The 24,111-nt window shown below is 61.2% G+C and carries 18 protein-coding genes; 14 read left to right on the forward strand and 4 right to left on the reverse strand.

Annotated elements, in window-relative coordinates:
* Window positions 1-2: 2 nt before the first annotated feature.
* The 11 genes from J2045_RS02485 (at window position 3) to J2045_RS02535 (ending at window position 13,165) form a co-directional block, all read left to right on the forward strand.
* Window positions 3-1,091 carry an efflux RND transporter periplasmic adaptor subunit gene (locus J2045_RS02485; RefSeq protein ID WP_307369000.1) on the forward strand — a complete coding sequence of 363 codons (1,089 nt, stop codon included), beginning with the start codon at window positions 3-5 and terminating at the stop codon, window positions 1,089-1,091.
* Window positions 1,088-4,132 (forward strand): efflux RND transporter permease subunit, encoded by a 3,045-nt coding sequence (locus J2045_RS02490; RefSeq protein ID WP_307369003.1) that lies wholly within the window; start codon window positions 1,088-1,090, stop codon window positions 4,130-4,132. Before J2045_RS02485 ends, J2045_RS02490 begins: the two co-directional genes overlap by 4 nt.
* Window positions 4,133-4,475: 343 nt before the next feature.
* Window positions 4,476-4,658 carry a hypothetical protein gene (locus J2045_RS02495; protein ID WP_307369005.1) on the forward strand — a complete coding sequence of 61 codons (183 nt, stop codon included), beginning with the start codon at window positions 4,476-4,478 and terminating at the stop codon, window positions 4,656-4,658.
* 62 nt (window positions 4,659-4,720) lie between these two features.
* Complete coding sequence (locus J2045_RS02500; RefSeq protein WP_307369007.1) at window positions 4,721-5,266, forward strand: VOC family protein; 546 nt, start codon at window positions 4,721-4,723, stop codon at window positions 5,264-5,266.
* A gap of 80 nt (window positions 5,267-5,346) precedes the next feature.
* Window positions 5,347-6,285 carry a SagB/ThcOx family dehydrogenase gene (locus tag J2045_RS02505; RefSeq protein ID WP_307369010.1) on the forward strand — a complete coding sequence of 313 codons (939 nt, stop codon included), beginning with the start codon at window positions 5,347-5,349 and terminating at the stop codon, window positions 6,283-6,285.
* On the forward strand, window positions 6,285-7,382 hold the full coding sequence (locus J2045_RS02510; protein WP_307369013.1) for a TOMM precursor leader peptide-binding protein: 1,098 nt from the start codon (window positions 6,285-6,287) through the stop codon (window positions 7,380-7,382). Before J2045_RS02505 ends, J2045_RS02510 begins: the two co-directional genes overlap by 1 nt.
* Complete coding sequence (locus tag J2045_RS02515; protein WP_307369017.1) at window positions 7,379-8,734, forward strand: YcaO-like family protein; 1,356 nt, start codon at window positions 7,379-7,381, stop codon at window positions 8,732-8,734. Before J2045_RS02510 ends, J2045_RS02515 begins: the two co-directional genes overlap by 4 nt.
* A complete protein-coding gene (locus J2045_RS02520; protein WP_307369020.1) occupies window positions 8,709-9,491 on the forward strand; it encodes a CPBP family glutamic-type intramembrane protease in 783 nt (260 codons plus the stop codon). Before J2045_RS02515 ends, J2045_RS02520 begins: the two co-directional genes overlap by 26 nt.
* Window positions 9,488-10,258: a hypothetical protein gene (locus tag J2045_RS02525; RefSeq protein ID WP_307369023.1), complete on the forward strand. Its 771-nt coding sequence runs from the start codon at window positions 9,488-9,490 to the stop codon at window positions 10,256-10,258. The genes J2045_RS02520 and J2045_RS02525 overlap by 4 nt, the downstream gene beginning before the upstream one ends.
* Window positions 10,255-11,394, forward strand: coding sequence for an LLM class flavin-dependent oxidoreductase (locus tag J2045_RS02530; protein ID WP_307369026.1), 1,140 nt, complete (start codon window positions 10,255-10,257; stop codon window positions 11,392-11,394). Before J2045_RS02525 ends, J2045_RS02530 begins: the two co-directional genes overlap by 4 nt.
* Before the next feature lie 340 nt (window positions 11,395-11,734).
* Window positions 11,735-13,165, forward strand: coding sequence for an oligosaccharide flippase family protein (locus tag J2045_RS02535; protein ID WP_307369029.1), 1,431 nt, complete (start codon window positions 11,735-11,737; stop codon window positions 13,163-13,165).
* A 38-nt stretch (window positions 13,166-13,203) separates the two neighbouring features.
* Here J2045_RS02535 and J2045_RS02540 read toward each other — a convergent pair whose 3' ends face one another.
* The 3 genes from J2045_RS02540 to J2045_RS02550 form a co-directional block, all read right to left on the reverse strand.
* Window positions 13,204-14,490 carry a glycosyltransferase family 4 protein gene (locus tag J2045_RS02540; RefSeq protein ID WP_307369032.1) on the reverse strand — a complete coding sequence of 429 codons (1,287 nt, stop codon included), beginning with the start codon at window positions 14,488-14,490 and terminating at the stop codon, window positions 13,204-13,206.
* Between the two features lie 214 nt (window positions 14,491-14,704).
* On the reverse strand, window positions 14,705-16,729 hold the full coding sequence (locus tag J2045_RS02545; RefSeq protein WP_307369035.1) for a glycosyltransferase: 2,025 nt from the start codon (window positions 16,727-16,729) through the stop codon (window positions 14,705-14,707).
* 283 nt (window positions 16,730-17,012) lie between these two features.
* Entirely contained in the window at window positions 17,013-18,188 is a 1,176-nt protein-coding gene (locus tag J2045_RS02550; RefSeq protein ID WP_166599021.1) for a glycosyltransferase, read from the reverse strand.
* 333 nt (window positions 18,189-18,521) lie between these two features.
* Between J2045_RS02550 and J2045_RS02555 the strand changes: the two genes are divergently transcribed.
* The 3 genes from J2045_RS02555 to J2045_RS02565 are packed head-to-tail and all read left to right on the forward strand — an operon-like array spanning window position 18,522 to window position 23,137.
* Entirely contained in the window at window positions 18,522-19,841 is a 1,320-nt protein-coding gene (locus tag J2045_RS02555; RefSeq protein WP_307369039.1) for a polysaccharide biosynthesis/export family protein, read from the forward strand.
* A 60-nt stretch (window positions 19,842-19,901) separates the two neighbouring features.
* Window positions 19,902-22,199, forward strand: a complete 2,298-nt coding sequence (locus J2045_RS02560) for an exopolysaccharide transport family protein (protein WP_307369042.1) — start codon at window positions 19,902-19,904, stop codon at window positions 22,197-22,199.
* A complete protein-coding gene (locus J2045_RS02565) occupies window positions 22,196-23,137 on the forward strand; it encodes a glycosyltransferase family 2 protein (RefSeq protein ID WP_307369044.1) in 942 nt (313 codons plus the stop codon). Before J2045_RS02560 ends, J2045_RS02565 begins: the two co-directional genes overlap by 4 nt.
* A 137-nt stretch (window positions 23,138-23,274) precedes the next feature.
* Here the strand turns inward: J2045_RS02565 and J2045_RS02570 are convergent, their stop codons facing one another.
* Complete coding sequence (locus J2045_RS02570) at window positions 23,275-24,084, reverse strand: methyltransferase, TIGR04325 family (RefSeq protein ID WP_307369047.1); 810 nt, start codon at window positions 24,082-24,084, stop codon at window positions 23,275-23,277.
* Window positions 24,085-24,111: the final 27 nt, after the last annotated feature.

Consider the following 24,111-nt stretch of genomic DNA (forward strand, 5'->3'; position numbering starts at 1 on the left):
GGATGCATCATCACCGATCCAAGACCAGGGCACTGGCTCTGCTCGGCAGCCTTCTGGCTGCACTTCCTGTCCACAGTGCCGATCAGGACCCCGTACGGACCGTAGTGTTCGCCGAGGTCAAGGCAGATCACTCCGATCTTCTCCGCTTTGCCGGGACGATCCAGCCGAGGGTGGAGGCGGATCTCGCCTTCCGCACGTTCGGCCGGATCATCCGAAATTCAGTACAGGTGGGCGATATCGTCAAGCGTGACGACATCCTCATGGAACTCGATCCCCTGACAGCACAACTGGCTGTGCGCAGTGCGCAGGCCGAAGTGCGCTCGGCCGAGGCGCAACTAGAAAACGCTCGTATCGTAGCCAACCGTAATCAGATCCTCGTTTCCAGCCGAAGTGCGAGCCAGGCAGACCTCGAAGTGGCCGAGCAGGCCCTGATCGCCGCACAGGCCAATCTCGATCGGGCACAGGCATCGCTTCAGAAAGCCAATCAGCAGCTCGGTTACACGACGCTCAGGGCCGATTTCGACGGGGCGATCACACGCAGGAATGCCGACGTCGGAGAAACAGTCGCGGTGGGCCAGGCCGTTCTGGAACTGGCCCGCCTGGATCAGCGTGACGCCGTAATTGACGTGCCGGAATCGCTGCTTGAGCCGCTTCGCAACAGCCAAAAGGTTCAGATCGATCTTCAACTCGACCCGACGGTTTCGGTAGGCGGGTCTTTGCGGGAAATCGCCCCGGATGCCGATCCGACAACACGCTCCTACCGCGTGAAGATCGCGCTGGATGACGCACCGGTCTCCTTCCGGCTCGGGTCAGTCGTCTCGGTCTCGCTCACCAACGTAGTCGAAAACGCCGAAGTGACCCTGCCTTCATCGGCCGTCTTCAGCGAAAACGGCATCAGCCATGTCTGGCGGATCGAACCTGAAACGAACCAGCTGAAAAAGACGGAAGTGACAGTCGTTGCCGAAACGACGGCAGCGGATACTCTGCGGATCCTCGCGGGCCTGTCCCGCGGCGACCGCATCGTGGTGACCGGGGTCGATCAGCTCAAGGACGGACAAGTGGTGAAACTCGGACAGGAACGCCGCACGTGAACAAGTTCAATCTCTCCGACTGGGCACTCGAACACCGCTCGATCGTCTGGTATTTCATGATCGCCTTCGCGGTCGCCGGTTTCTACGCATATCTCGACCTCGGACGAGAAGAGGATCCCTCTTTCACCGTGAAGACCATGGTGATCCAGGCGCAGTGGCCGGGCGCGTCCGCCCAGGAAGTCACGGAACAGGTCACCGACAGGATCGAGCGCAAGCTGCAGGAACTGGCAGCCCTCGACTACACTCGCAGCGTGACCCAGGCCGGAAAGACGACCGTCTTTGTCAACCTTCTTGCCTCCACCAAGGCGCGAGATGTCGCGCCGACCTGGTTGGTCGTGCGCAACATGATCAACGATATCAGGGGCAATTTCCCGTCAGGCGTTCAGGGTCCCTTCTTCAACGATCAGTTTGGCGACGTTTACGGCAACATCTACGCCTTCACCTCCGACGGCCTGACACAGCGCGAACTTCGCGATGTCGCCGAAGACGCAAGAACGCGGATCCTGGCAGTTCCCAATGTCGGCAAGGTCGATGTCATCGGCGCGCAGGACGAAGTGATCTACCTGGAGTTCTCGACGCAGAAGCTGGCAGCCCTCGGCATCGACCGCTCGGTCGTCATATCCACACTTCAGGCGCAGAATGCGGTCACTCAGTCGGGCATCATGCAATCTGGTCCCGAAACCATCGCACTTCGTGTCGGCGGCAGCTTCAAATCGCAGGAGAGCCTTCGCGAGGTCAACCTTCGGGTCAACGACCGCTTCTTCCCCTTGACCGACGTGGCGGAAATCCGGCGGGGATATGCCGACCCGCCGACGTCTCTCTTCCGCTACAACGGCAAGCCGGCGATAGGCCTTGCCATCGGCATGAAGCCGGGCGCGAACCTGCTGACCTTCGGTGAAGACCTGGAAGCCAGGATCGAACAGATTACCGCCGATATGCCAGTCGGCGTCGAGGTCTTCCATGTCTCGGACCAACCCGCCGTCGTCGAGGAAGCCGTCTCGGGCTTCACGCGTGCGCTGTTTGAGGCCGTCGCAATCGTGCTGGCGATCAGTTTCATCAGCCTCGGCACACGCGCCGGCCTGGTCGTCGCGATCTCCATACCCCTGGTGCTCGGCATCACCTTCGTCGTCATGCAGTATGCGGGCATTTCTCTGCAGCGCATCTCGCTTGGCGCGCTGATCATCGCGCTCGGGCTGCTCGTCGATGACGCCATGATCGCAGTCGAGATGATGGTGGCGCGACTGGAGGCAGGCGACAGCCTGCGCAAGGCGGCGACATACGTCTATACCTCGACCGCATTTCCCATGCTGACGGGGACCCTCGTCACCGTCGCCGGCTTCCTTCCGATCGCGTTCAATAGCAGCAGCGCCGGCGAGTTTACCTTCACCCTCTTCGTCGTGCTGGCAACCTCGCTGACGGCGTCGTGGGTGGTCGCTGTGGTCTTCACCCCCCTGCTGGGCGTGACGATCCTTCCGAAGACGATCGCCAAGCATCATGAACACAAGGGCTGGTTCGGCCGCCTCTTCTCACAGGCACTTCAGGTGAGCCTGCGGTGGCGTTGGGTTACGATCGCGACGACACTGGTGCTCTTCGCCCTGTCTGTCGTCGGGATGTCGGCCGTCCAGCAGCAGTTCTTCCCCAGTTCCGACCGCCCTGAACTGATTGTCGACTGGAACCTCCCGCAGAACGCAACGATCGCGGAAACGACCCGCCAGATCGCCCGGTTCGAGGCCGAAAAGCTCGTGGGGAATCCCGACATCGATCACTGGTCAAGCTATATTGGCCAGGGAGCCCCGCGCTTCATCCTCTCCTATGATGTCCAGGATCCTTCTCCGGCCTTCGGCCAGACTGTCATCCTGACAAAAGACCTGGAAGCGCGCGACCGGCTGAGGAAAGAGCTTCAGGCCTATCTTCACACGACCTTCCCCGGAACGGATGCCTTCGTGAAGCTTCTCGACATCGGTCCGCCGGTGGGCAAGCCGGTACAGTACCGGCTCTCCGGCCCGGATCCGGTCACTGTGCGAGACGAGAGCCTGAAACTCGCCTCGGTGATGGGCGCAGACTCGTCATTGACCAGCATCGTCATGGACTGGAACGAGCCTGCACGGGTGGTCAAGATGGAGGTTCTCCAGGACAAGGCCCGGGAACTCGGCCTCTCCTCGCAGGACATCGCCAATGTGTTGAACGGTGTCGTCCAGGGCACGGGCGTCACGCAGGTCCGCGACGGAATCTATCTCATCAACGTGGTCGGGCGGGCCCAGGACAGCGACCGGTCGTCCATCGAAACCCTGCTCAACCTGCAGATTTCAAACGCCGGGGGCCAATCGATTCCGCTCTCCTCGGTGGCGACTTTCAACTATGAACTGGAACAGCCGAGCATCTCGCGACGCAACCGCCTGCCGACCATCACGCTTAAGGCCGGCGTCATCGGCAACAAGCAACCAGCGACTATCGTCAAGGATCTGCAACCCAGGATCGACGCTTTCGCAACACAACTACCGAGTGGCTACTCGGTAGCGGTAGGCGGTGCTGTCGAGCAAAGCGCACAATCGCAGGCGCCAATCATACAGGTCGTGCCATTGATGCTGTTTGTCATGGCAACCTTGCTCATGCTCCAGCTACAGAGCTTCCACCGCTTGTTCCTGGTCTTTTCCGTGGCACCGCTCGCCCTTGTCGGCGTGGTTGCAGCTCTCGTGCTGAGTGGAGCCCCTCTCGGCTTCGTGGCGATCCTCGGTGTCCTTGCCCTGATCGGTATCCTGATCCGCAATTCCGTGATCCTGATCGTGCAAATCGAACATCTGCGCGACGAGGGGGTGCCGACCTATCAGGCAGTCGTCGAAGCGACAGAACACCGTATGCGACCGATCATGCTCACGGCCGCCGCTGCAACGCTTGCCCTGATCCCAATCTCCCGGGAGGTGTTCTGGGGTCCAATGGCCTATGCAATGATGGGCGGCATCGTGGTTGGAACGCTGCTCACGCTGCTCTTCCTTCCGGCGCTCTACATCGCCTGGTTCAGGGTTCCGCGACCAGCCGATTGAGCGAAAGACGGTGCAGGAGGAAGCTGCTCCCTCCTTCGCTCCACGAGGCTTTTCAGGCCCAGAGCACACTGATCAACCAGGGCGCACCAATGGTGCGCCCTGGTTTTTTTGTGCGTCAGGCTCCCGGCACCGAGGATACGAATGATCGTTGGCAGAAATTATGATCAAGACGGTGACAGGGCTTTCCTCGGCATCGGGAACCTCGCGCAAATACACCCTTAAAAAATGTGAACTGAAAGGCATTGCAACCCGGGGTTATTGATGTATGCTCTCATTGCTAGAGCTTCCTCTATGCACACCTATAAGTAGAAATTCATTATTCTCACCATGGGAGAGGAATATCATGCGCCTGTCAGTCATATCAGCAGCCGAACACATCACAGCAGCCGGACAGGACCTGTTCGGGGCGAAGAACAGCGTCAGCCCGCATATGATCGTGCCCGGCGGCACGACCAGCTGCTTCGCATCCTGCTGCAGCACTTGCACCTGCGGCGTCCTGAGCATCGACGCCGGTAAGCGTCCCTAGGTCCGCTGGCCAGCAAACCCGCAAGCGATCATGTGCCCCAAGAATCTTTGAGGAGAGAGACGATGACAATAAGCTCGCCGCGGCTCATCGCCGTGACCATGCCTGCCAGCAATTCACGAGACCTCGCCAGCTTCTATGACAAGATCTTCGCGCTCAACTTCGGACGGACGATCAAGACCGACAATACAGCCTTTCAGACCTGGATCTCGGCCGGCGTGAAGCTGAACATCGGCGACCGCTACATGGACACCGAGACGACCATGGTGCATCTGGCCGTACCGAACCTGGCGGATTACGCCAAGCGCGTCACGGCGGCCGGCGGCAAGGTAATGACGGCGGTGATCCCGCTGACCTATCACCCGGAATTCATCCCGGACTACAAGGAAAAGTTCGCCCAGTTCAAGTTTGGCACCCCTGACGAGGTCACCGAGACCCTGGGTGATTTCCAGATCTGCTCGGACCCGCAAGGCAATCGCTTCGGCATCATTCAGTTGGCCGCCTGGGCCGAGAAGCTCTTCGAGCATGGCGAGATCTCCAAGATCGAAATCGCCGAACAGCGGGCATCGATCGGCCATTCCGATCGGCTTGAGGCCATGGAAGCCCACTAAAGCGAGCGCCGGGCCGGGAGCCTCGAGCGCCGGCCCGTTTCGCTCCCACACGCGATCCAAACAACAGCCGGGAGCACCCGATGACCGAAGCTGCGTCGGACGAGGCGACGGCTGGCCCAGGCCTGCCCATCGCCAGCGCCGCCTATCTAAATTCATTCAAGAATTTCACGGCCCATGCCAGTTCGACGGGATTGCGCACCGCGCAGTTGCGATACGCCATGGCAGCCGGGGAATTGTCGAACCCCGCTCTCGAATTTCTCCTCAATTCGCGCTATCGCCGCGGTGATCGTGAGTTCGAGATCTCGGTGCAGTCCTACTTTGATGATGCAGCCCTGACGATGGTCTCTCAGGTCGGGCGGAGAATGCGAAAGAGCGGGGAAACCTTCGCTCTGCCAACGCCCTTGCCGCTTCCGATGGCCCTGCACGAGGTTATCGCCAGGAGACGAAGCAACCGCACACTGTCGGGGGAACCGCTGAAGCTCACCGCGCTTGCAACCATATTGCAATGCGCCGCCGGCATTACGGCGACAGCAACGACCGAACTCAAGGACGGAACGCCATGCAGCATGCCCTTGCGGGCAGCACCGAGTGGCGGAGGCCTCTACCCGATCGACCTGCATCTCGCCGTCCGCGATATCCCCGGCCTCGCACCGGGCCTGTACGACTTCCTGCCATTGCAGGATGCGCTGGCACGGATCGAGACGGATGCGGCAGGCGATGACGCGGTCCGCGGCGTGATGGCCGCGCTTCCCGGTGATTTCGTAGACATTCGCAGGGCTTCGGCCTTCCTTGTCTTCTCGGTATCCCCGTGGCGCAGCATGCGCAAATACGGCCAGAGAGGGCTCCGTTTCGCCCTGATGGAAACCGGTTACATCGCTGAAAACGTCCATCTGGCGTCAACGGCAATAGGGTGCGCCAGCTGCGACTATGGCGGCTTCTACGATGACGAACTCAACCGGGCCTTCGGCTTCGACGGCCACTATCAGACAGCAATTCACGCAATGGTGTTGGGGGGATAATGGATACGAAGCTCGACGACAGCCGCTTGACGGCGTCTAAGCGCGGCCTGGAAGGTCCGCGCCTGAAGATCGATTTCAGCCTGATCATTCATGGTCCCGACCATGTCGAGCTGAGATCGGGCGGGTTCAATGCAGTCTCGCATTTTCTGCGCGACGAGGACCAGAATGGCCAATTGGCTGCCATCCTGAAGCACCTGGACGGACGATCGGTCAGAGACGTTGCCCGCGAGACGGGCGCACGGCGCGCAATGATCGAGGATCTGATCGATCACCTCTACCAGATTGGTGCCATTCAGGATGGTCCGGAGCACGTACTGGACGCCTACTTCGATCGCATCTTCCCCTCACTGCGCAGCCGCGACACCGGGCTTTCGGCACGAATGCCGGCGACGATCATCGGTGCAGGCGCGATTGGCGACATGCTTGCCACATCAATCCGCGAACTGTTGCCGGATGCCGACGTGGCCGTGCTCGGCGACGAGGATCCGACGATGCGTGCGCTGCGCACCCTGACACTGTCACGTTTCGAAAAGGGGTTGGACCGGGCAACGATCGAGGAGGACTTCATGCCGCTGATGGGGAGACTGTTGCTCCTTCCCCAGCTGCCGATCGATCCGCATCGCGCTCTGGTCCTCAATCGGCTCGCACTGTTGCTCGGTTCTCCCTGGTTGTGGGGCGCAGCGGATGGGCCCACCCTATTCGTTGGCCCCCTCACCGTCCCGGATGCCTCGGCCTGCTTCCAGTGCTGCGAAACCCGGGTTACCATGAACCTGCGCGAGACGGTTTCCTACCAGCGCTACAAGTCAGCCCTGGCGGAAGGCCAGGTCCGGCAGGCCCCGCTGAAGATCGAGACTGCCTTGCAGCACATTCTGGCCGGCCACATGGCGCTCGAAGCCGTCAACTATCTGGTCACCGGAACGACCTTCACCATTGGCAAGACCTTGTCACTCTACATGCCGACGATGGAGTTCTGCTTCCATGACATCCTGCGCCTCCCCGGCTGCCCCGCCTGCGGGCCCGAGGCTTTCGTCGAGGAACCCGAACTCTACTACGACATGCGGGCCTTGCTCGATACATCGGTAGGAGTAAGCCGATGATCTGCGAGACGGCTGACCCCGCCGGACTGAGCCCGCAAATCCGCAAACTGATGCAGCGGACGATGAGCCCACTCACGGGCGTGACACGGAGCCTCGGCATTTTCCTCGGCAACCGGCATGAACCGCGCTTCGTCGTTGCCGGTGCGGAACTGACGGGGATCCACGTTCTGCAAGGCAGAGCTCCCCCGAGCCGATCGATGCATATCGGCGGCTGCGGCGCGACCGCACGCGAAGCCTTGCTCCCGGCCCTCGCCGAAGCCTTGGAGCGCTATGCGCAGTTGCAGGCCGGCATGCGGCCTCCGGCCTCGACCTGCTTTGCAAGCCATGCGGACCTCGTTCGGACAGGAAGCAAGGCAGTTGCCATCGAGCATCTGCACTACTTCAGCCTGGAACAGGAAAAGGCGTCCCGCCATCCTTTCCGAAGGCCGACGGAAGAGGATTCACTGCAGTGGAGCCGGGGGCTTTCTCTCGTCAGCGGAGAACGCCTCTACGCGCCGGACCAGCTTCTCTTTCTCGGCTATACGCCACAGATCGATCGCGGAGAGCCCTGGATCGCACCGGCCGTGACGACGGGCACCGCCGTGCATGTGACGCCACTGGCGGCCCTGCGCAACGCCCTGCTCGAACTGGTGCAGCTGGATTGTGCGATGGGACATTGGTACGGGCACCAGGCTCCTGTTCGCGTCATCCCGGACGGCCGCACCAGACGTCTGAAAGCCGCCATTAAAACCCTGGTCGGCGTCTCGTCGACGGCAAAGCCAGAATTCTATCTCCTGCCCAATGCCGATCTGCGGGTTTTCACCATCGCATGCCTGCTTGTCGACGAGAAGGGGATTCCAGCCAGCGTCGTCGGCCTGGGCACGGACATGCGTCTGGAGGAGGCAATGTATAAGGCATTGTCGGAGAGTTCCGGCATCTACCAGCTGGCAAAGCTGGTGTTGCTGCAGGAGCTGCAGACCCATGGTGGACGCCTGCCGACGATCGACACCGAACAGATCTATGACCTCGACATGAATGTCGTCTACTACGCGCAGGCCGCGAATGCCGAAGGACTTCGGTCGCGCTTTCGCGAGGGTCAGACGGCGACCGCAGCAGACCTGCCGGCGGACCCGGACCTGCCTGTCGGGCCGGACATAGCACCGCTGATAGCCGATTTCGCCAGCAGCGGAAAAGAGCTTCTGTACTACGACCTCACGACCGCCGATCTGCGCGATGCCGGCTTCTTTGCAATCCGCGTCTGGTCGCCGGACACGATCAGCCTGTCACTGCCCAGCGCGCCAGTACTCGGCCATCGAAGGTTGGCAGCCTATGGAGGAGCGCGTCACGATGCCGGCATCCATCCCTACCCATGATGCATTGTCGCTGGCGATCCTGATCGCACTCGTCCTGTCGTCCGCCGGCGCCCCGGCACTCTCAGCCTATGCCGGCGCGCTCCTGACATCCTGTGGCGTCCCCATTTCCCGCTCCCTCGTCTATGCCATGACGCTGGCGCTTCTCGGATCCACAGGCCTTGTTCTCCTGGGCGCCGATCTCCTGCTCAGCCCGCTGTGGCATATGTTGCCGCTCAACGCTGGCGCGACGCTGGCAACGATTGCCCTTGCGATGGCACCGGCAGTGGGGCTCCTTGCCTATACAGCCGACATCGCCATCGGCCGGCGCATCATACGCAGTACGCGACCGACGGCGCGGCAGGTTCAACCGCCGCACACCTCGATTGCAGCCTCATCCCCCTGGCAGCGGGCGACGCCGTCAATGACACGGCCACCGGCAACCAGAACAGAACCGCTCCGCCATGAGCCGCCACAACTGGACCCGCCCTGGCTGCTGTCCGTGATCGGTGCCGGAGAGGAGCTGGCCATACGTGCCATTCTTGTCACCACAAGCGGCGCATCGCTGGCCTTCCTGCCGATCACGGCAGCCCTCGTGACCGTCTGGTTTGCGGCCATTCATGTGCGCTTCGGGGCCGCACAATTCTGGCAGAAGCTCCCCCTGTCGATCGGAGCAACCCTGCTGCTGATGATGGGCGGCGTGATCCCGGCGGCGCTCGCACATGCCCTGTTCAACATCGCAGCTGCACGTCGGCTGCGGACTTTGGCGGGCGCCTCATGAACAACGCCGCCGCGATCATCCTCGGCCCGATCATCTTCCTGACGGCAACCGCCATCTATTATCTCGTGCTGACACGAATAGCCGATCGGGCTGTTCTCGATCTTTGGCTGAAGCGCCGGGCGGGCAGGACCGAAAGTGTCGAGGATCAGTTTGCTGTCGTCAATATTGCGGTGGCGGCCGTCTTCCAGGTCGCCACGGTTGCACTCCTCGTCGTCCTGCTGGACGTCCCGCTCGTCGCCCTCATGCTGGGAGACTTCGACCCGCTGCTCTTGCTGATGGTGGTTCCGCTGGCGCTGGCCGAGCTGTCCCTCGCGTCGATGCTCGCCGGGCTCATCATGATGCTCGTGCCGGATATGCAGGCCGGGCGTTGGCGCGCGATGATGGATGCCGGCTGGCTGCGGTCCTTCATGAAGATCGGCACGGGCGAACGTCGGGCTGCGGCACCCGCGATCCTGCTGGTCTACATCGCTGCGGAGGAAACCCTGTTCCGCGGTATAGGACTATGGGCTTTTCGTTCGAACCCGGCGATCGCGGCAATGATGACCAGCCTTGCATTCGTCGCGGTACAATGCGTCGGCATGCCCTCCTGGCGCCATGCGATTTTCCCGGTGGCAGGCGCCCTGGTCATGGGACCCGCCCATGCGCTGCTCGCGCTCGCCGGTGCTCCCCTGCTGTTCCTGATCGCGGTTCATCTCACCTTTTTCCTCGCCGCCATCGCAACCGCCCCATACCTCGATCATCATCGCAATCGGGAGTACACGTCATGAAGTTTGGCCTTTCCTTTCTCCCGGATGCCGCACCAGACAACAAATCGGCCAGCGACTACTATCGAGATGCCCTGGACATGTCGGTTCTGGCTGACGCAGCAGGCCTTTCGACCATCAAGATTACCGAGCACTACGGCATGGCCTATGGCGGTTATTGTCCCGATCCGCTGATGTTCCTGGTGGCGGTCGCGCAAAAGACACGTCAGGTCCGCCTGATGACCGGCTGCCTGTTGCCAACGTTCCACCATCCGGTGCAACTGGCAAGTCGGATCGCCATGGCCGACGTCTTGACCAACGGTCGTCTTGACGTCGGGTTTGCCAGAGCCTTTCTGCCCGCAGAATTCGACATGCTGGGCATTGACCTCGACGAAAGCCACACCCGCTTCGATGCCACGGTGGCGGCCATCGCCGATCTGCTGACACACGGAGTGGCGTCCGCGGAAACGCCGTTCTTCTCCTACCAGGACGTGCACCTGCTGCCTCCGCCCGTGCAGCGGCCTCATCCTCCGCTCTGGGCGGCAGCTGCCAGATCCCGCAGCAGCTTCGCGCGCGCCGGCGAGAGAGGCCTCAATCTCCTGACAGCCTTCACCATCCAGTCCGATCAGCATCTGACCGAGCAGATCGCGATCTATCAGGAAGCCAGACAGGATGCCGGCCATGCCGGGCGCGGGCGCGTCACTATGCTCATCCCCTTGTTCGTCCACACCGACGACCGGGTGGCGCGGGAAAGAGGCATGGCCCATCTGCGACGCTACCATGCCACCTGGGCGGACGCATCGACCAGCTGGCGCAACCGCAGCTCCCGCGCCTATCCAGGCTACACCGACCTGCACCGGCAGCTGGAAGCGCTGAGCGCGCAGGACGTATTCGAAAACGGCAGTCTGGTCTTCGGCGACCCCGAACGGGTGCGCGACCATATCGCAAGACTGACAGAGACCTTCGATATCGACCAGATCCTGTGGAATGTGGATTTTGGCGCCATGGGACGCGAGGATGCGATCTCCTCACTCTCCCTGTTTCTCGAACGATGCCTAGATCACAACGACAAGACGGATCAGGCAGCCATCCGGTCAGAGGTGGAGCGCTGCGAAGCCCAGAACGTCCGCCTGCCCAGGCCTGCAAGGCACATGACCTGAGCAGCCGACGACTTCGATCTGATTGTCCAGGGAAGGCGAAAGCAAGAAACACCGCCTCTTGATTTGAACATGACTGCCAAGCGGCAAGCTTTGATCACTTGTCCGCTGGATTTGCGATGGTGTTCTGTGTCAAGCTTGCTGGACTGGATATCGCGGGCCGATGGAAAGTACATCGTGTCACGTCAGGAATTTTGCGCCGGATGCAATTCGACAGCCGAAAACCGAAGATCGATCAGTTCACAACGCTGAAGTCGTCTGTCTGCCTCGATTGCGGGTGCCGTTTGTGAGCAGAGACGGCAGCCCATCACTCTCGGAGAGGACAGTCAGGGCGGGTCTCTGGATGACGGGTGGCAGGTTTCTGGCCAAATGCCTGGACCTCATTTCCCTCCTCATTCTGGCCCGTTTCCTGGGGCCTGCTGAGTTTGGCGTCGTCGCGATGGCGATGACGGCCGTGATCATCGTCGAGACATTCTCCGAGATGCCCTTGTCGGCCGCGCTCCTGAACTACCAGGCACCGACGGACGCGATGTACGATACGGCCCTCACGATTGCGATCCTGCGTGCGCTCGCCATCGTCGCAATGCTCTGCGCTCTCTCCTGGCCTCTGGCACAGCTCTATGACGAACCCCGCCTCATCGCACTTCAGTGTGCCCTGTCCCTCGCACCAGCGATGCGCGGCCTGCTGAGCCAGAGGCTCACCGAATATGCACGCGTGCTGGATTTCCGCCGCGACGTCGCGCTCGATGTCATGGCCAAAGCCGGGTCGCTGGTGATCGCAACCATCCTGGCCGCCATGACGGGAAGCTATTGGGCGATCGCGATCGGCAAGATCTCGACGACGGCCATCGCGATGATGGCCTCCTACCTCTTTGCACCACAGCGCTTCCGTTTGACCCTGGCGGAATGGCACGTCTTCGCTGACATGATCGGCTGGAACGCCGCGCGGCAGATATTGGTCGCGCTGAACTGGCAGATAGACAAGCTGATCCTTCCGCGCTTCGTCGACGTCGCCACATTCGGTCGGTTCAGCTGGGCCGACAGCCTGGTCGCCGTCCCGGCACAGGCCATCATTCAACCCATCACCCCGCCCCTGTTCTCAGCCTTTGTCGCGGCACGCGAGGGCGGGCAGATGGACAGGGTATACCTCAAGGCCTCAACCGGAGTATTCGCGGTAACCGGGACGATCTTCCTGATGATGGCGCTTCTGGCAGAGCCGATCATTCATCTCATTCTGGGCCCTCGATGGCAGGAGACGGCACCGATCCTGACCTGGCTCGCCTGCGCAGCCGCCATCGGTTTTGCACCGACGGTTCTGCTGCCCGCGCTGGCGATGGCGCTTAACAACACCAGGATCGCCTTCATCCAGCTCTTGATTGAGTTCAGCGTCAAGGTACCGTTGATCATAGCTTTAACCATGACCATGAAGCTGCAGGGGCTTCTCATCGGTCACACGATCGCATCGGTGGTCGGCTTCATCGTCACCATGGTGCTGGTTCGCAAACTGGCCGATCTCAGCATCACGACCCAGCTCATCGGCTTTTTGCGACCCTCGGCCGCGATGCTGCCCATGGCGCTGTTCCTGGTGGGCACATCGAATGTCTTCGGCCCGCAAGACAGTGCACTCTACACATTCCTCAACCTCTCCTGGATCTGCGGCGTTGCGCTGGTCCTGTTCGCCGCAGTCGATCTTTTTCTCTGGAAACTCTCAGGCGCTCCGGATGGCTGGGAAGCACTCGCCTTGAGAATGGCGCGAAAGATTGTGCGACGATAGCAGGCGAGGCAGATGCGGGATCCCCGGGCCAGCGGACGTCAATGGACCAGGGAGCGGTTTGCCACATCCGCCTGCAGCATCTGCGAGCGATAGAGGTCGAACAGGCGTTGCTGCCAATTGCTCGCTGAGAGGATCATATGGTCCCGTCCGAGAAATCCGCGATGGCTCATCGCAGCGATCGTGACATCATCCGCAGCCAGTGTTTTCAACGTCGCGCTCAGCCCCGCCGTATCATAAGGATTGCAGCGGAAACCGACGCCCTCCTGCAGGATATCGTCCCGGGTCGCTGCAAAATCGCTGATGATGACGGGAATTCCGGAGCTGATCGCCTCATAGGCCACCAGAGAGAATGTCTCTCTGGAACGGGTGGGAACGACGACGCATCGTGCCCTGCTGGCGACCTCCCGCAGTCCCAGGCGGTCCTTGAAACCGAGCAGCCGCGCCCGTGGATAACGAGCCGCGATCTCTTTGGCCAGCTCGCCGTCTCCGACAAAGGTCACCGGTACATCAGCTTGCTTCGCCGCGTCCGCCAGCAGCAGCACACCCTTGTCGTGATCAAGGCGGCCAACGAACAGGAACTCGGAATTGTCTTCCGCAGCGACCCGCTCCGCAGACCATGGCTCCACGACGTTCCTCAGCACCTTGATCGAACGGGCAGCAACACCTCCATGCTCAAGCAGGCCGACCATTCCTTCGTGGACAGCGAGGACAGTCCCCTTTGACCGGGACAGGTCCATGAACGCCCGCCGTTCGATATCCCGGACGATCCGCCATGCCTTTTCCAGGCGAGACCGGCGATCACAGTTCGAGCCCAGGCATGCGAGCGACAGCGGCGCCAGCGTACAAGGCACGCCCTTCTGGAAATTGAAGTAGCCCCCGTTCGGACAGGCAAGGAAGAAATCATGCGCACTGAGGACCACACGCGCCATCACCGGGCGCAGGACCGCGAAGATCGATGGCGACAGGATCTTTGACCAGTTGTGAACGTGATACAGCGTGCCCGGCGTGTCATTTTCCCGGATGAGAGCCCGCAGCCTGCGGGCAGCCGTCGCATTGAAGAGCCCCGTGATGGCAGCGTTGGCGAACGACAGACGACGCAATTCGCTGTTGCCGATCGCATGGATCTCGACACCCTTCTCCCGCAAGCCCGGATTGTCTCCGGAATCGCCGCAGAAATAGACAACGGACACACCATGATCCGCGAGCATTCCCGCGTTCTTCAAGGCAATGACAGACGGCCCGTCGCGCGCCTCGCAAAGGTCGCTTATGATGACGACACGACTGGGCATGACGTCAGAAATGCCGCCTTCTTTCAGCCTGGTCATCCAACTCCATCCCCCACGTGGTGCCTGCACAAGTGCAGCACGTCACTCCTGTGCCTTTAGTATCACCTGCGACCATTGGGTGATTGCCCGCAGACGCCCGCAGCCAGCTTTCGCTGATCCAGGCGCACTCCCTCCCGCGGGGCTGCAAGTCGAGGCACTTGTGTCAGCAGCGTCCGACACACCGACCGTCCGCGCTCCGATCTCGGCGTGATTGTCAGGCATCGGCCGGTCTCCCGCCCATCGGTTCGATTGCCCTGCCGGCATCGAATGAAGTCACCCGCTCAGGAGCCAGCTGTCCGCGCAACAGATCGAGAAGTGCATGCATGTTGCCCCTGATCCTGCCTCTTCGGTCGATGTAAGGCTCGGGCAAGAAGCCACGCCCGAAATTGCTGGCAAGGTTGCGGAAGATCTGGCCCACCACCAGACGCGGTTCCATCGTGCCTTTTCTCATCATGTAGATCGGATTGGCGATCTGGGAGTAGCCGAAGCGCTCACCGCTGGTGCGCCCGCTCTTGACCCCCATATGGACCCCGAGACAGTCAGGTGACTTGACCAGCCTGCCGCCGCGCGCGGCCAGCTGGGCGCCAAAGTCACGATCCTCAAGCCAGCCATAGAGCACAAGACGCTCGTCAAATCTGACATCACCGATCGCGCCAAACCGAAAGGCCATATTGCATCCATAGGGGCTGTAGCGTTCGGCCCAACCCGACTTGGGTTCGCCGGTTGCAGCCTCGACGATCTGGACAGCCTCTTCGAACGGAATACCCGGCCCCTTGATCCCGTCGGCAACCACATGCCCGGTGACACCCACGATACCCCTGTCGTCCTGGAGGATCTGAGCGGCCCTCGACAGCCATTCGGCATCGGCCACGAAATCGTCGTCGAAAAAGGCGACGATTTCGGTGCCGGCCTCGATCGCCTTCAGCGCCGTGTTGCGTTGGGCCGGCAGCCCCACCGGAGAGAGCACGACCTTCACTGCATCAAGCGACACAAGGTCTCCTGCATCCTCAAGTTTGCTGCAGGAGACGATGACAGACGACGGCGCCAGGGTTTGGGTCGCAAGGAAATGGCGCACCGTCGCAGACACCACGTCAGGTCTGCCGAGAGTGGCGAACACCGCAGCCACCCGCGACTGTGTTCGCTTCGGGGCAGCCGACCTCCTCACGCCTGAGACAGGGTTTTCCAGCAGCTCCAGATACCCCTCCGCACTGCTCATCCAGGAAAAATGGCGGCATTGTTCTCGACCCGCACCAATCAGATGAACCCGCAATGCCTCCGATTCCGCCAGGGAACGAATGTTGTCCACCCATTGCCGTTGATCGAACGGAGAAGCCATCAATGCGGCCTCTCCACAGACCTCCGGCATGCTGGCGGCATCAGAGGACAGGACAGGACAGCCCCGCGCCATCGCCTCCACGATCGGCAGCCCGAAACCCTCGGTGACAGACGGAAAGACGAGGCAGAGAGCGTGATCAAGAAGATGGGCGAGATCGTCGTCCGTCACCCTGCCGCAATGATAGACATTGGAATGCTCGAAAGAAGCGCCCGTCGCACCGATCGCACCGCCCCCCGCGATGACGATGTTGATCCCCATCTCATCGAGCCGGGGAGCAATCGCAACAAGCAGTGACATGTTCTTGTGTTTGGCGCGGGAACCAAAGGCCAGCACATACGGACGATCTCCTTCCTCGACAGGCAAACCCGCAGGCAATTTCGCCTTCGCCGGGTTCCAGAGCAAAGCGTGCTCATGACCATTCGGCAGGACCGCGATCTCCGAAAGGGCTATCGGCAGATACCGGGCGAGTTGCCGGGCTGACGCGTGAGAAACCGTCGCGATCCTCGCTGCGCGCCGCACCAGCAATGGCTGAAGGCTACGATAGGCCGCCCGAAAACCGCAGCTGTAGCTTTCCGGCGAGGACAGAACGTTGCTGTCATGGATACAGACGATCTGCTCGTTCTTGATAGCTGGCGCCATATTGCAAAGATTGAGGAGCCGACGACCGAGTGAGGCCAGCGGCAACTCTGCCTGCTCCCAGGCATAGCCTTGCAGAAAGCCGGTTTCGACGGTGCGAAGGCGATGGTAGCCCGGCTGGCTGGCTGACCTCGGCGTCAGCACCACAGACCCGCTCGCCTCTTCAAGCCGATCGATGGCGTCGACGACATTGCGGGCATACCGCTGAACGCCGGTGATGCTCTGGGTAAGATAGCGACCGTTCACCACGAACGCAGAAGCACTCATGTCAGTGCCCTGTCGCCTGCAGCAGCCCATGCATGTCCGGCTCGGTCATTCACCAAATTCTCCTTGCGATCATGAGCTCCGATCAACGTGCAAACGATCTTGCAGTTAAAGGATAAGCGGCGGATCATCCCCTCGATAGTTGTTGCTTTTGCTGAGACTTACTCAAAAAGGAGTATGTCGGGAGCAAGCGGAGATCTCGTCGACCGACGCCTGCGCCGGTCTCCTCTGTCGGCGACGACGTCGGCGGGCTCGCGATAGGTTCGGCAGCGTCGAAACAAGCGTACTAGTGCAGGGGCACCTGGCTCACGTCCTGGAAAAGCGGCGAGCGCGACGCAGCATAGGGTCTGGCCTCGATCGCAACATGACGCTTGGCAAGTTCCTGGTCGATGATCTTCTTCATCTCGATCTTGAAGTTCATCGAACTGAACTGGGCGGCATGCATCTGGATCGTGTCGGATCGGAATCGCGGCTCCATGGCCTCGAAGACCTCCACGGCCTCAACCAGCGACTCGACCGATTGATCCTTGAACAGGATGCCCGTATGCCCCGGCACCACCGTATCCAGGGCGCCACCACGCCCATAGGCAATCACCGGACGCCCGCTCGCCATGGCTTCGACCGGAACGATGCCGAAGTCTTCCTCACCGGGGAAGACAAGCGCCCGGCAACGGGCAAGTCTGGACTTGAGCTCCGAAAAGGAGGCAGGCCCGGTGAAGGTGATCGTAGGCCCTGCAATCCGCTTGAGAGCCTTGACTTCCCGGCTATCGCCGTCACCGAGCACGACGAGGTTGCGCCCCAGTTTCGTGAACGCACGCACGGCAAGGTCAATGCGCTTGTAGGGGACGATCTGGCCGGCGCAGAGATAGAAATCCTCGACATCGCCGCCCGGTACAAAATCCTCGGTTGCGACCGGTGGATGCACGACGACGGACGAACGCCGGTAGTATTTCCCGATACGGTTGGCGACATGATGCGAGTTGGCCACGAAACGATCGACGCGCAGACTGGAATTCGCATCCCACGTGCGCAAAAGCGGGGCCAGCAATGGCATCATCACCTTCGCCATCAGACCGGCATTGCCGCGATAGAAGTGGTAGTGATCCCAGAGGTAGCGCATCGGGGAATGACAGTAGCAGACATGCAGCGCGTGCGGCGGTGGGATGATCCCCTTTGCAGGCCCGGATTCGCTCGAGATGATCAGGTCATAATTTCTGAGATCGAAGCTCTCGAGAGCAAACGGCATGAGCGGCAGCAGGGATTGATAGTGTTTCCTGGAGCCCGGCACGTGCTGTAGGAAGGAGGTGAAGATGCGGTGGCGCTGGATTTTCTCCGACAGTTTGTCGCGGTCGCAGACCAGGGTGAAGATGTCGGCGTCCGGATACATGTCGCACAGCGCCTCGACGACCTTCTCGCCGCCGCGCATGGATACGAGCCAATAGTGAACGATCGCTACCCGCATGGTTTTTCCTTCCGATATCACGGTGGCAATCTACCCACGCATCCGATCTCCCGGACAGAACCCACTAAGGTCTATCGGCATCACCAAAGTGACAGATACCGTCCGACCGCAACCTCCCACTCAACCAAATGACGCAAGATCTTGCCGAAACACGCTGTCGGATCTCATCCGATAGGAGGGAGGGCGTACCCATCCCTACCAAAAGTGACTAGGCCCCACCGATAGGGAGTGAATTTACTCCGCACGCATTGGCGCGAAGATGGAGAAGTAGCGTGCCGGATGCTGCCAGCATGTCTGGCATGCCGGTGCAGCAACCAAACACGGGGCGAGGCAATGCTGGTACGACATTCACGAACATCGCCTTGGGCGCGTCCGTATCGTTCGGGGCTATTGGGCTGCGCGCTGGCTGGGTTGCTGCTTCTGCCCCTGGCCACCCCCGCAAATGCAGACGCCAGGCTCCTGCCGTTGACACGCGTGAAGGTGACCATTGTCGAATGGATCGCTTCGACCGGAGAATACAAGGAGTGGACGGCACTCAACGGCGAGTATTCCGTGTCCCAGACCGGCACCATCGCGATCCCTTTGCTCGGCGAGTTCACGGTAAAGGACGAGACCGCGAGTTCGGTCGCACAGAAGATTTCGACGCTTCTTAAGGCGAAGACGGGTCTGGCCGCCGCACCGGTGGCCACCGTCGAGGTCACACGCTACCCCATGTTCTACGTCTCCGGTGTAGTGGCCAATCCCGGCGAGCTGGAATTTCGCCCCGGGCTCACGATCACCCAGGCGGTTGCGATGGCGGGCGGTCGCGAGCGGCGAAACGAAGCCAATGGGCTCGGCGAACTGGAGCAGTTGCGCTACGCCGGCGAGCTGAAGCGCTTCGACCTGCTGCTGAAGCAGCTTATGGCAAAACGGGCTCGTCTCGAGGCAGAGCTGAATGACAGCCCAAAGGTCGAGTTTCCGCCAGAACTCGCCAATGCACGCGACGGCAGCACCGGAAAACTGTTCATCCAGAGTGAGGGTGACCTGTTTCTGGCGCGCGCGGAAGCACTGAAACGGCAATTGACCTCTCTTTCCGAGTTGCAGGATCTGCTCGGAAAGGAAATCGACGTGCTGGATGAAAAGACGGCGGTGCAGGATCGCCAGATCAAGATTGCGCAGGACGAACTCGCGAGCATCGCTTCCCTGGTCGACTCGGGCACCTTGGCCAAATCGCGCGAGACTGCGCTGGAACGGGTCGTCGCCGACCTCAGCAGCGACAAGCTTGACCTCGTGGTCGCGGCGATGCGGGCGAAGCAGAAGCTGAGCGAGACGGAGCGGGATGCGATCACCCTGAGGGGCCAGAGGCGGACCGAGGCCGGACGCGATCTTCAGGAAGTGACGGCAGAGATCGAAGACACCAAGCTCAAGCGCGACACGGTGATTGAGCTTCTTCAGGCCGCGGGTGCCGCTGTATCGCGCGATGTGGCACGGGCCGCAGCAGCGGTCACGCCACTGAACTACTGGGTGACACGGGCGGACGGTGGCGGAATTCCGGTCGAACTGCCGCCTGACGCGGCTCTTGCTCCAGGGGACGTCCTTGACGTTCGCTACGACATCTCGTCGGACGCTGCTGATTTGCCGCAGGTTTCACGGGTCGCACAGCCTTCGCAATAATCATCAGTGGATCAACAGGCACGAAGGAGGGAAAAGCCCATGGGTCTCCATGAGTTTGGAATGATTGAGACCGTCCCTCCGCGGGACGGGCGGGAATATCCCGGCTCGGACTCTGTCTCGCTGCGCGACCTGTTCAACGTGCTGAAGAAGAACATACCGATCATTGCGGTTTGCACTGTCCTGGGGCTCACGCTCGGCATCCTCTATAGTGTCAAGACCCCGTCAACCTACCAGGCCACGGCGCGTCTCGTGATCGACCCTGAACAAAGTCGCATTCTCTCGCAGGACGCCACGACGGGCACTGTCATCATTGAGGCGGCAGAGATCGCCAGTCAGGTCGAGATCGTCAAATCCGAGGCCATCGCCGAAAGCGTTATCCGCGAACTCGGACTGATGAACGATCCGGAGATCGTCAGTTCGACGTCGTGGCAATCAGCTCTCAAGGGATATGCCGTTTCGGCGATCAACTCTTTGGCCGGCAGCGGCGATACGGAGCACGCTGCGCAGGGCACCGAGGAACAGATGCGACGGACGATGGACGGCTTCCTGGACCGCGTGTCCGTCCGCCGGGTTGGCCAGTCCTATGTCCTGGAGATCGGCTACCGCTCCGGCGATCCGGAAAAGGCTGCACGGACGGCGAACGCCCTGGCCGAAGCCTATATTCGAAATGGCATGAATGACCGCGCAGAAGCAGCCAAGCAGGGCGCCCTCTGGCTCGAGGGTCGCCTGGTGGATATCGGAGGCAAGGCCCGCGAGGCTGCGCTGGCTGCCGAAGAATATCGCAATCAGCATGACATTACCGCCATGGCCAACGAGACGTCGCTCGATCAGCAGCAACTGTCCGAAGTTAGCAGCCAGATGCTCGCTGCACGCGCGGAGACGGCCGATGCATCCGCCAAGCTGACCACCCTGAGCCGCTTGATTGCCTCCAACTCCACGGACGCCAATCTCCCCGAGATTGCCAACAACCCGCAGATTCTCAAGCTGCGCGACGAGATGCGCCTCGCGGAGATCCGCCTTGAGGGCCTCAAGGAGCGCTACAGCGCCGGCAATCCCGCGATTACCACCGCAACAGCCGACATCGCCCGCATCCAGGCCAACATCGTCAATGAATTGCGCCAGGTGGAAGCACTGTATCGGTCGAACCTGGAGATTGCCCAGGGGCGCGAGAAGCTGGCAGAACAGCAATTCGAGAATGCCACCAGCCAGGGTGCGGACAAGAACATCGCCCGTGTCGAACTCGCCGAGATCGAAAGCCGCGCCAACACATACAGACGGCTCTACGAAAGCCTGCTGCAGCAGTTCGTCAGCACTTTTCAGACCCAGTCCTTCCCGCTCGGCAAGGCCCGCATCGTGACGGCAGCGACCGAGCCCTTGAGCCGCAACTGGCCAAAGCCCTCTGTTGTGCTGCCCTTCTCCCTGGTCCTCGGAATGTCGTTCGGTCTTTTCGCTGCCGTCGCGCGCAACAGCCTGGACCGCCGGGCCGGTTCCAGCGAACGTCTCCAGCGCGAACTGGGCATCACATCGCTCGGCCATGTCCCGGTCTACAGGGCACAGCCCACGGCCAATGGCCAGGCGGAGGGCCTTCCTGCCACAGTCATGCCCTTGCGCGCGATCTTGGACACGCCCTATTCGCCGTTCTCGGAGGCGCTTCGCAGCGTGAAGAACTCTCTCGATGCGATCATCCCGGCCCATGGTTCCGTGGTCATCGGGATCACGTCGGTGGGCAGTGGCGAAGGCAAGACGACCATCGCCACCAATCTGGCGCAACTCTATCAGAATGAACAGCAATCCGTCCTGCTCGTGGACGCCGACTTCGTGGCAGCCCGCCTCACCCGCCTCGCCTTCAACGCGGCGCCCGACTTCGCGTTGAAGCCGATCCACCCGGCAACCTTCGGCGACACCTCCACAACGGGTACCACCACCCGGCTTCTGCGCACCTCGCGCAGCACCGAGCGAAGCTGCATCGATCATGAGCCGGACGGAATGCCGGATCATTCTGCCGTGCCGGTCCCGCTGCTCACCGTTGAACAGACACGCCATCTCGCGACGGGTCCCTACCGCTACGGGCATCTCTCTGCACTCAAGGAAGCCCTGGCAAAGCTGCGCCCGAAGTACAAGCTGATCATCGTGGACATGTCGGGTTTCGAGGAGTCCGCTGATACACGCACCATTTGCTCGCAGGTCGACGGGATCATCCTGGTGATCGGCAACAACAAGAAACTGACGATCGAGCGGCTTTCCGAGGCGTTGAAGGTCTTTGGTCGCTCGCGGGTGTCGCTGCTTGGCGTCATTTCAAACCGCAGCGATACTGGCTCGCGGCACCGCTCGCCGTTGTCGAGGGGACTGACCGCATGAATATAGAAACGGCCCACGCTCTGACGCAGCACGAGGCGGCTCCATCCTGGTCGAAGCTGGAACTCGTGATAGGCATTCCCAGCGCCGGTCGCCGGGATATCATCGGCGAGGTCATGCCATTGATAGCCCAGCAGACACGTCTGCCGGACGAGATCGTGATCTGTGTTCCAACATCCGACGACGTCGACGAAAAGACGCTCTCACGCCTGCCCTGCCCTGTGCGCGTTCTCGTATCCCAACGCGGTCTATGCAGACAACGCAACGCCATCCTGGACGCCGTGCCCGAGGCCGACATCGTCCTTTTCCTGGACGACGACTTCCTTCTCGGACCAAGCTATCTCGCCGAGATGGAGCAGCTGTTCCTGAAGAACCCCGATGCCGAGATCCTGACGGGCACAGTGATCGCCGACGGCATTAACGGCCCTGGCATTCCCCTTGCAGAGGGCGTCGACCTTCTGCGGAACGCTGAATCCCCGGTCGACCAGACATCGACAGTCGAAACCTATAGCGGTTATGGCTGCAATCTCGCTGTACGCATGTCCACGCTGCGCATCTGCGGACTGCGCTTTGACGAGAACCTGCCCTTCTATGGCTGGCTGGAGGATGTCGACTTCAGTCGCACTGTCAGCCGTTTTGGTCGGATCCTCACCTCTCCGCGCCTGATCGGTGTGCATCTGGGCACCAAGGTCGGCAGGACGTCCGGCCTTCGCTTCGGGTATTCGCAGATCGCCAACCCGCTGTATCTGATGCAGAAGGGAACCATGAGCCCGCGCCACGCACTGTCCCAGATGGCGCGCAACCTGGCGGCAAACCTCGTCAAAGCCCGGTCACCGGAGCCATGGATCGATCGCAAGTCGCGGCTGAGGGGAAACCTGCTCGCCCTGCGCGACCTCCTTGCCAGACGTCTGGCACCGCAGAACATCGAAATGCTGGATTGATCCGATCACGACAACCAAGAGAAAGCCTTGTCAGACGTGAACCGTCGGACGATTGCGTCAGCCATGGCCCTCGCGCAGATGGCCGCTCACCGTTTGGCGATTGGCCTCAACCACAAGACCAGATCCCGCGACACCGCCTAGAGCCTGAAATAGAATCCTGCGCTGCTGCTTGGTCCCAGTTCGGGATGTGTGTCGATGACATGCGACAGGGCATCGATGGACCAGCGGTCAACGAGCCGGTAGCCGATCGTTTCCAGGTCCCGAACCAGATCGGCCTCGTTCCGCATCTGATAGGGAACATAGGCATCACCTATGCGCTCAAGCGTGACCAACGGAGGGCCGTTCTTTCGCAGAGCGACCTTGTTCAGCAGCAAATGAGGCGGGAGAGCGGGCAAGCGAGTCAGCAGAGAAGACAGCGGAATATCGAGGTATTGCATCAAGCCGGATCCAAGGAAGACCGGCAGCCGGGGCGCATCATTAACGTCGTCGACAAAGCGCAACGCGCGAAGACCATCCTCCTCCGCGCGCCGCCGTCCAGCCTCTGCGATTGCCGGCAGTTCATAGATGACCCACCGGAAATCCTCGGACAACGCGAGCGGTGCACGAAAGGCACGGTATTTCGTGCCCATGTGGCCGCCGGCATCCAGAAGGCCGTCGATCTGATCATGCAGTCTGCTCAGCCAGAACATCACCGGATAGTCCCACGGCATGATCCCGCACATCTGTTCGAACGACACCTGCGCGATCTCGTGATGATTGTAGCCCGCAAGCCTGCCGGCCCTGGACGCCGCGGCGAAGGCCTCTTCGTAGGAGGGAAAGGCACCGGTGAACCTGCGCGGTCGGGGAGAAAGATAACGCAGCCGGCCTGCGGCTGCGCGAAGGGGCAGCATGGACTGCTCGAAGCCGGATTCTGCGCCTCGCAACAAGGCCCTGACCCTCTGCTTCATCGACGCGTTCCCCCCGCCGGAACCGTC

The sequence above is a fragment of the Peteryoungia aggregata LMG 23059 genome, assembly GCF_030814435.1.
GTDB classification, from domain to species: domain Bacteria; phylum Pseudomonadota; class Alphaproteobacteria; order Rhizobiales; family Rhizobiaceae; genus Allorhizobium; species Allorhizobium aggregatum.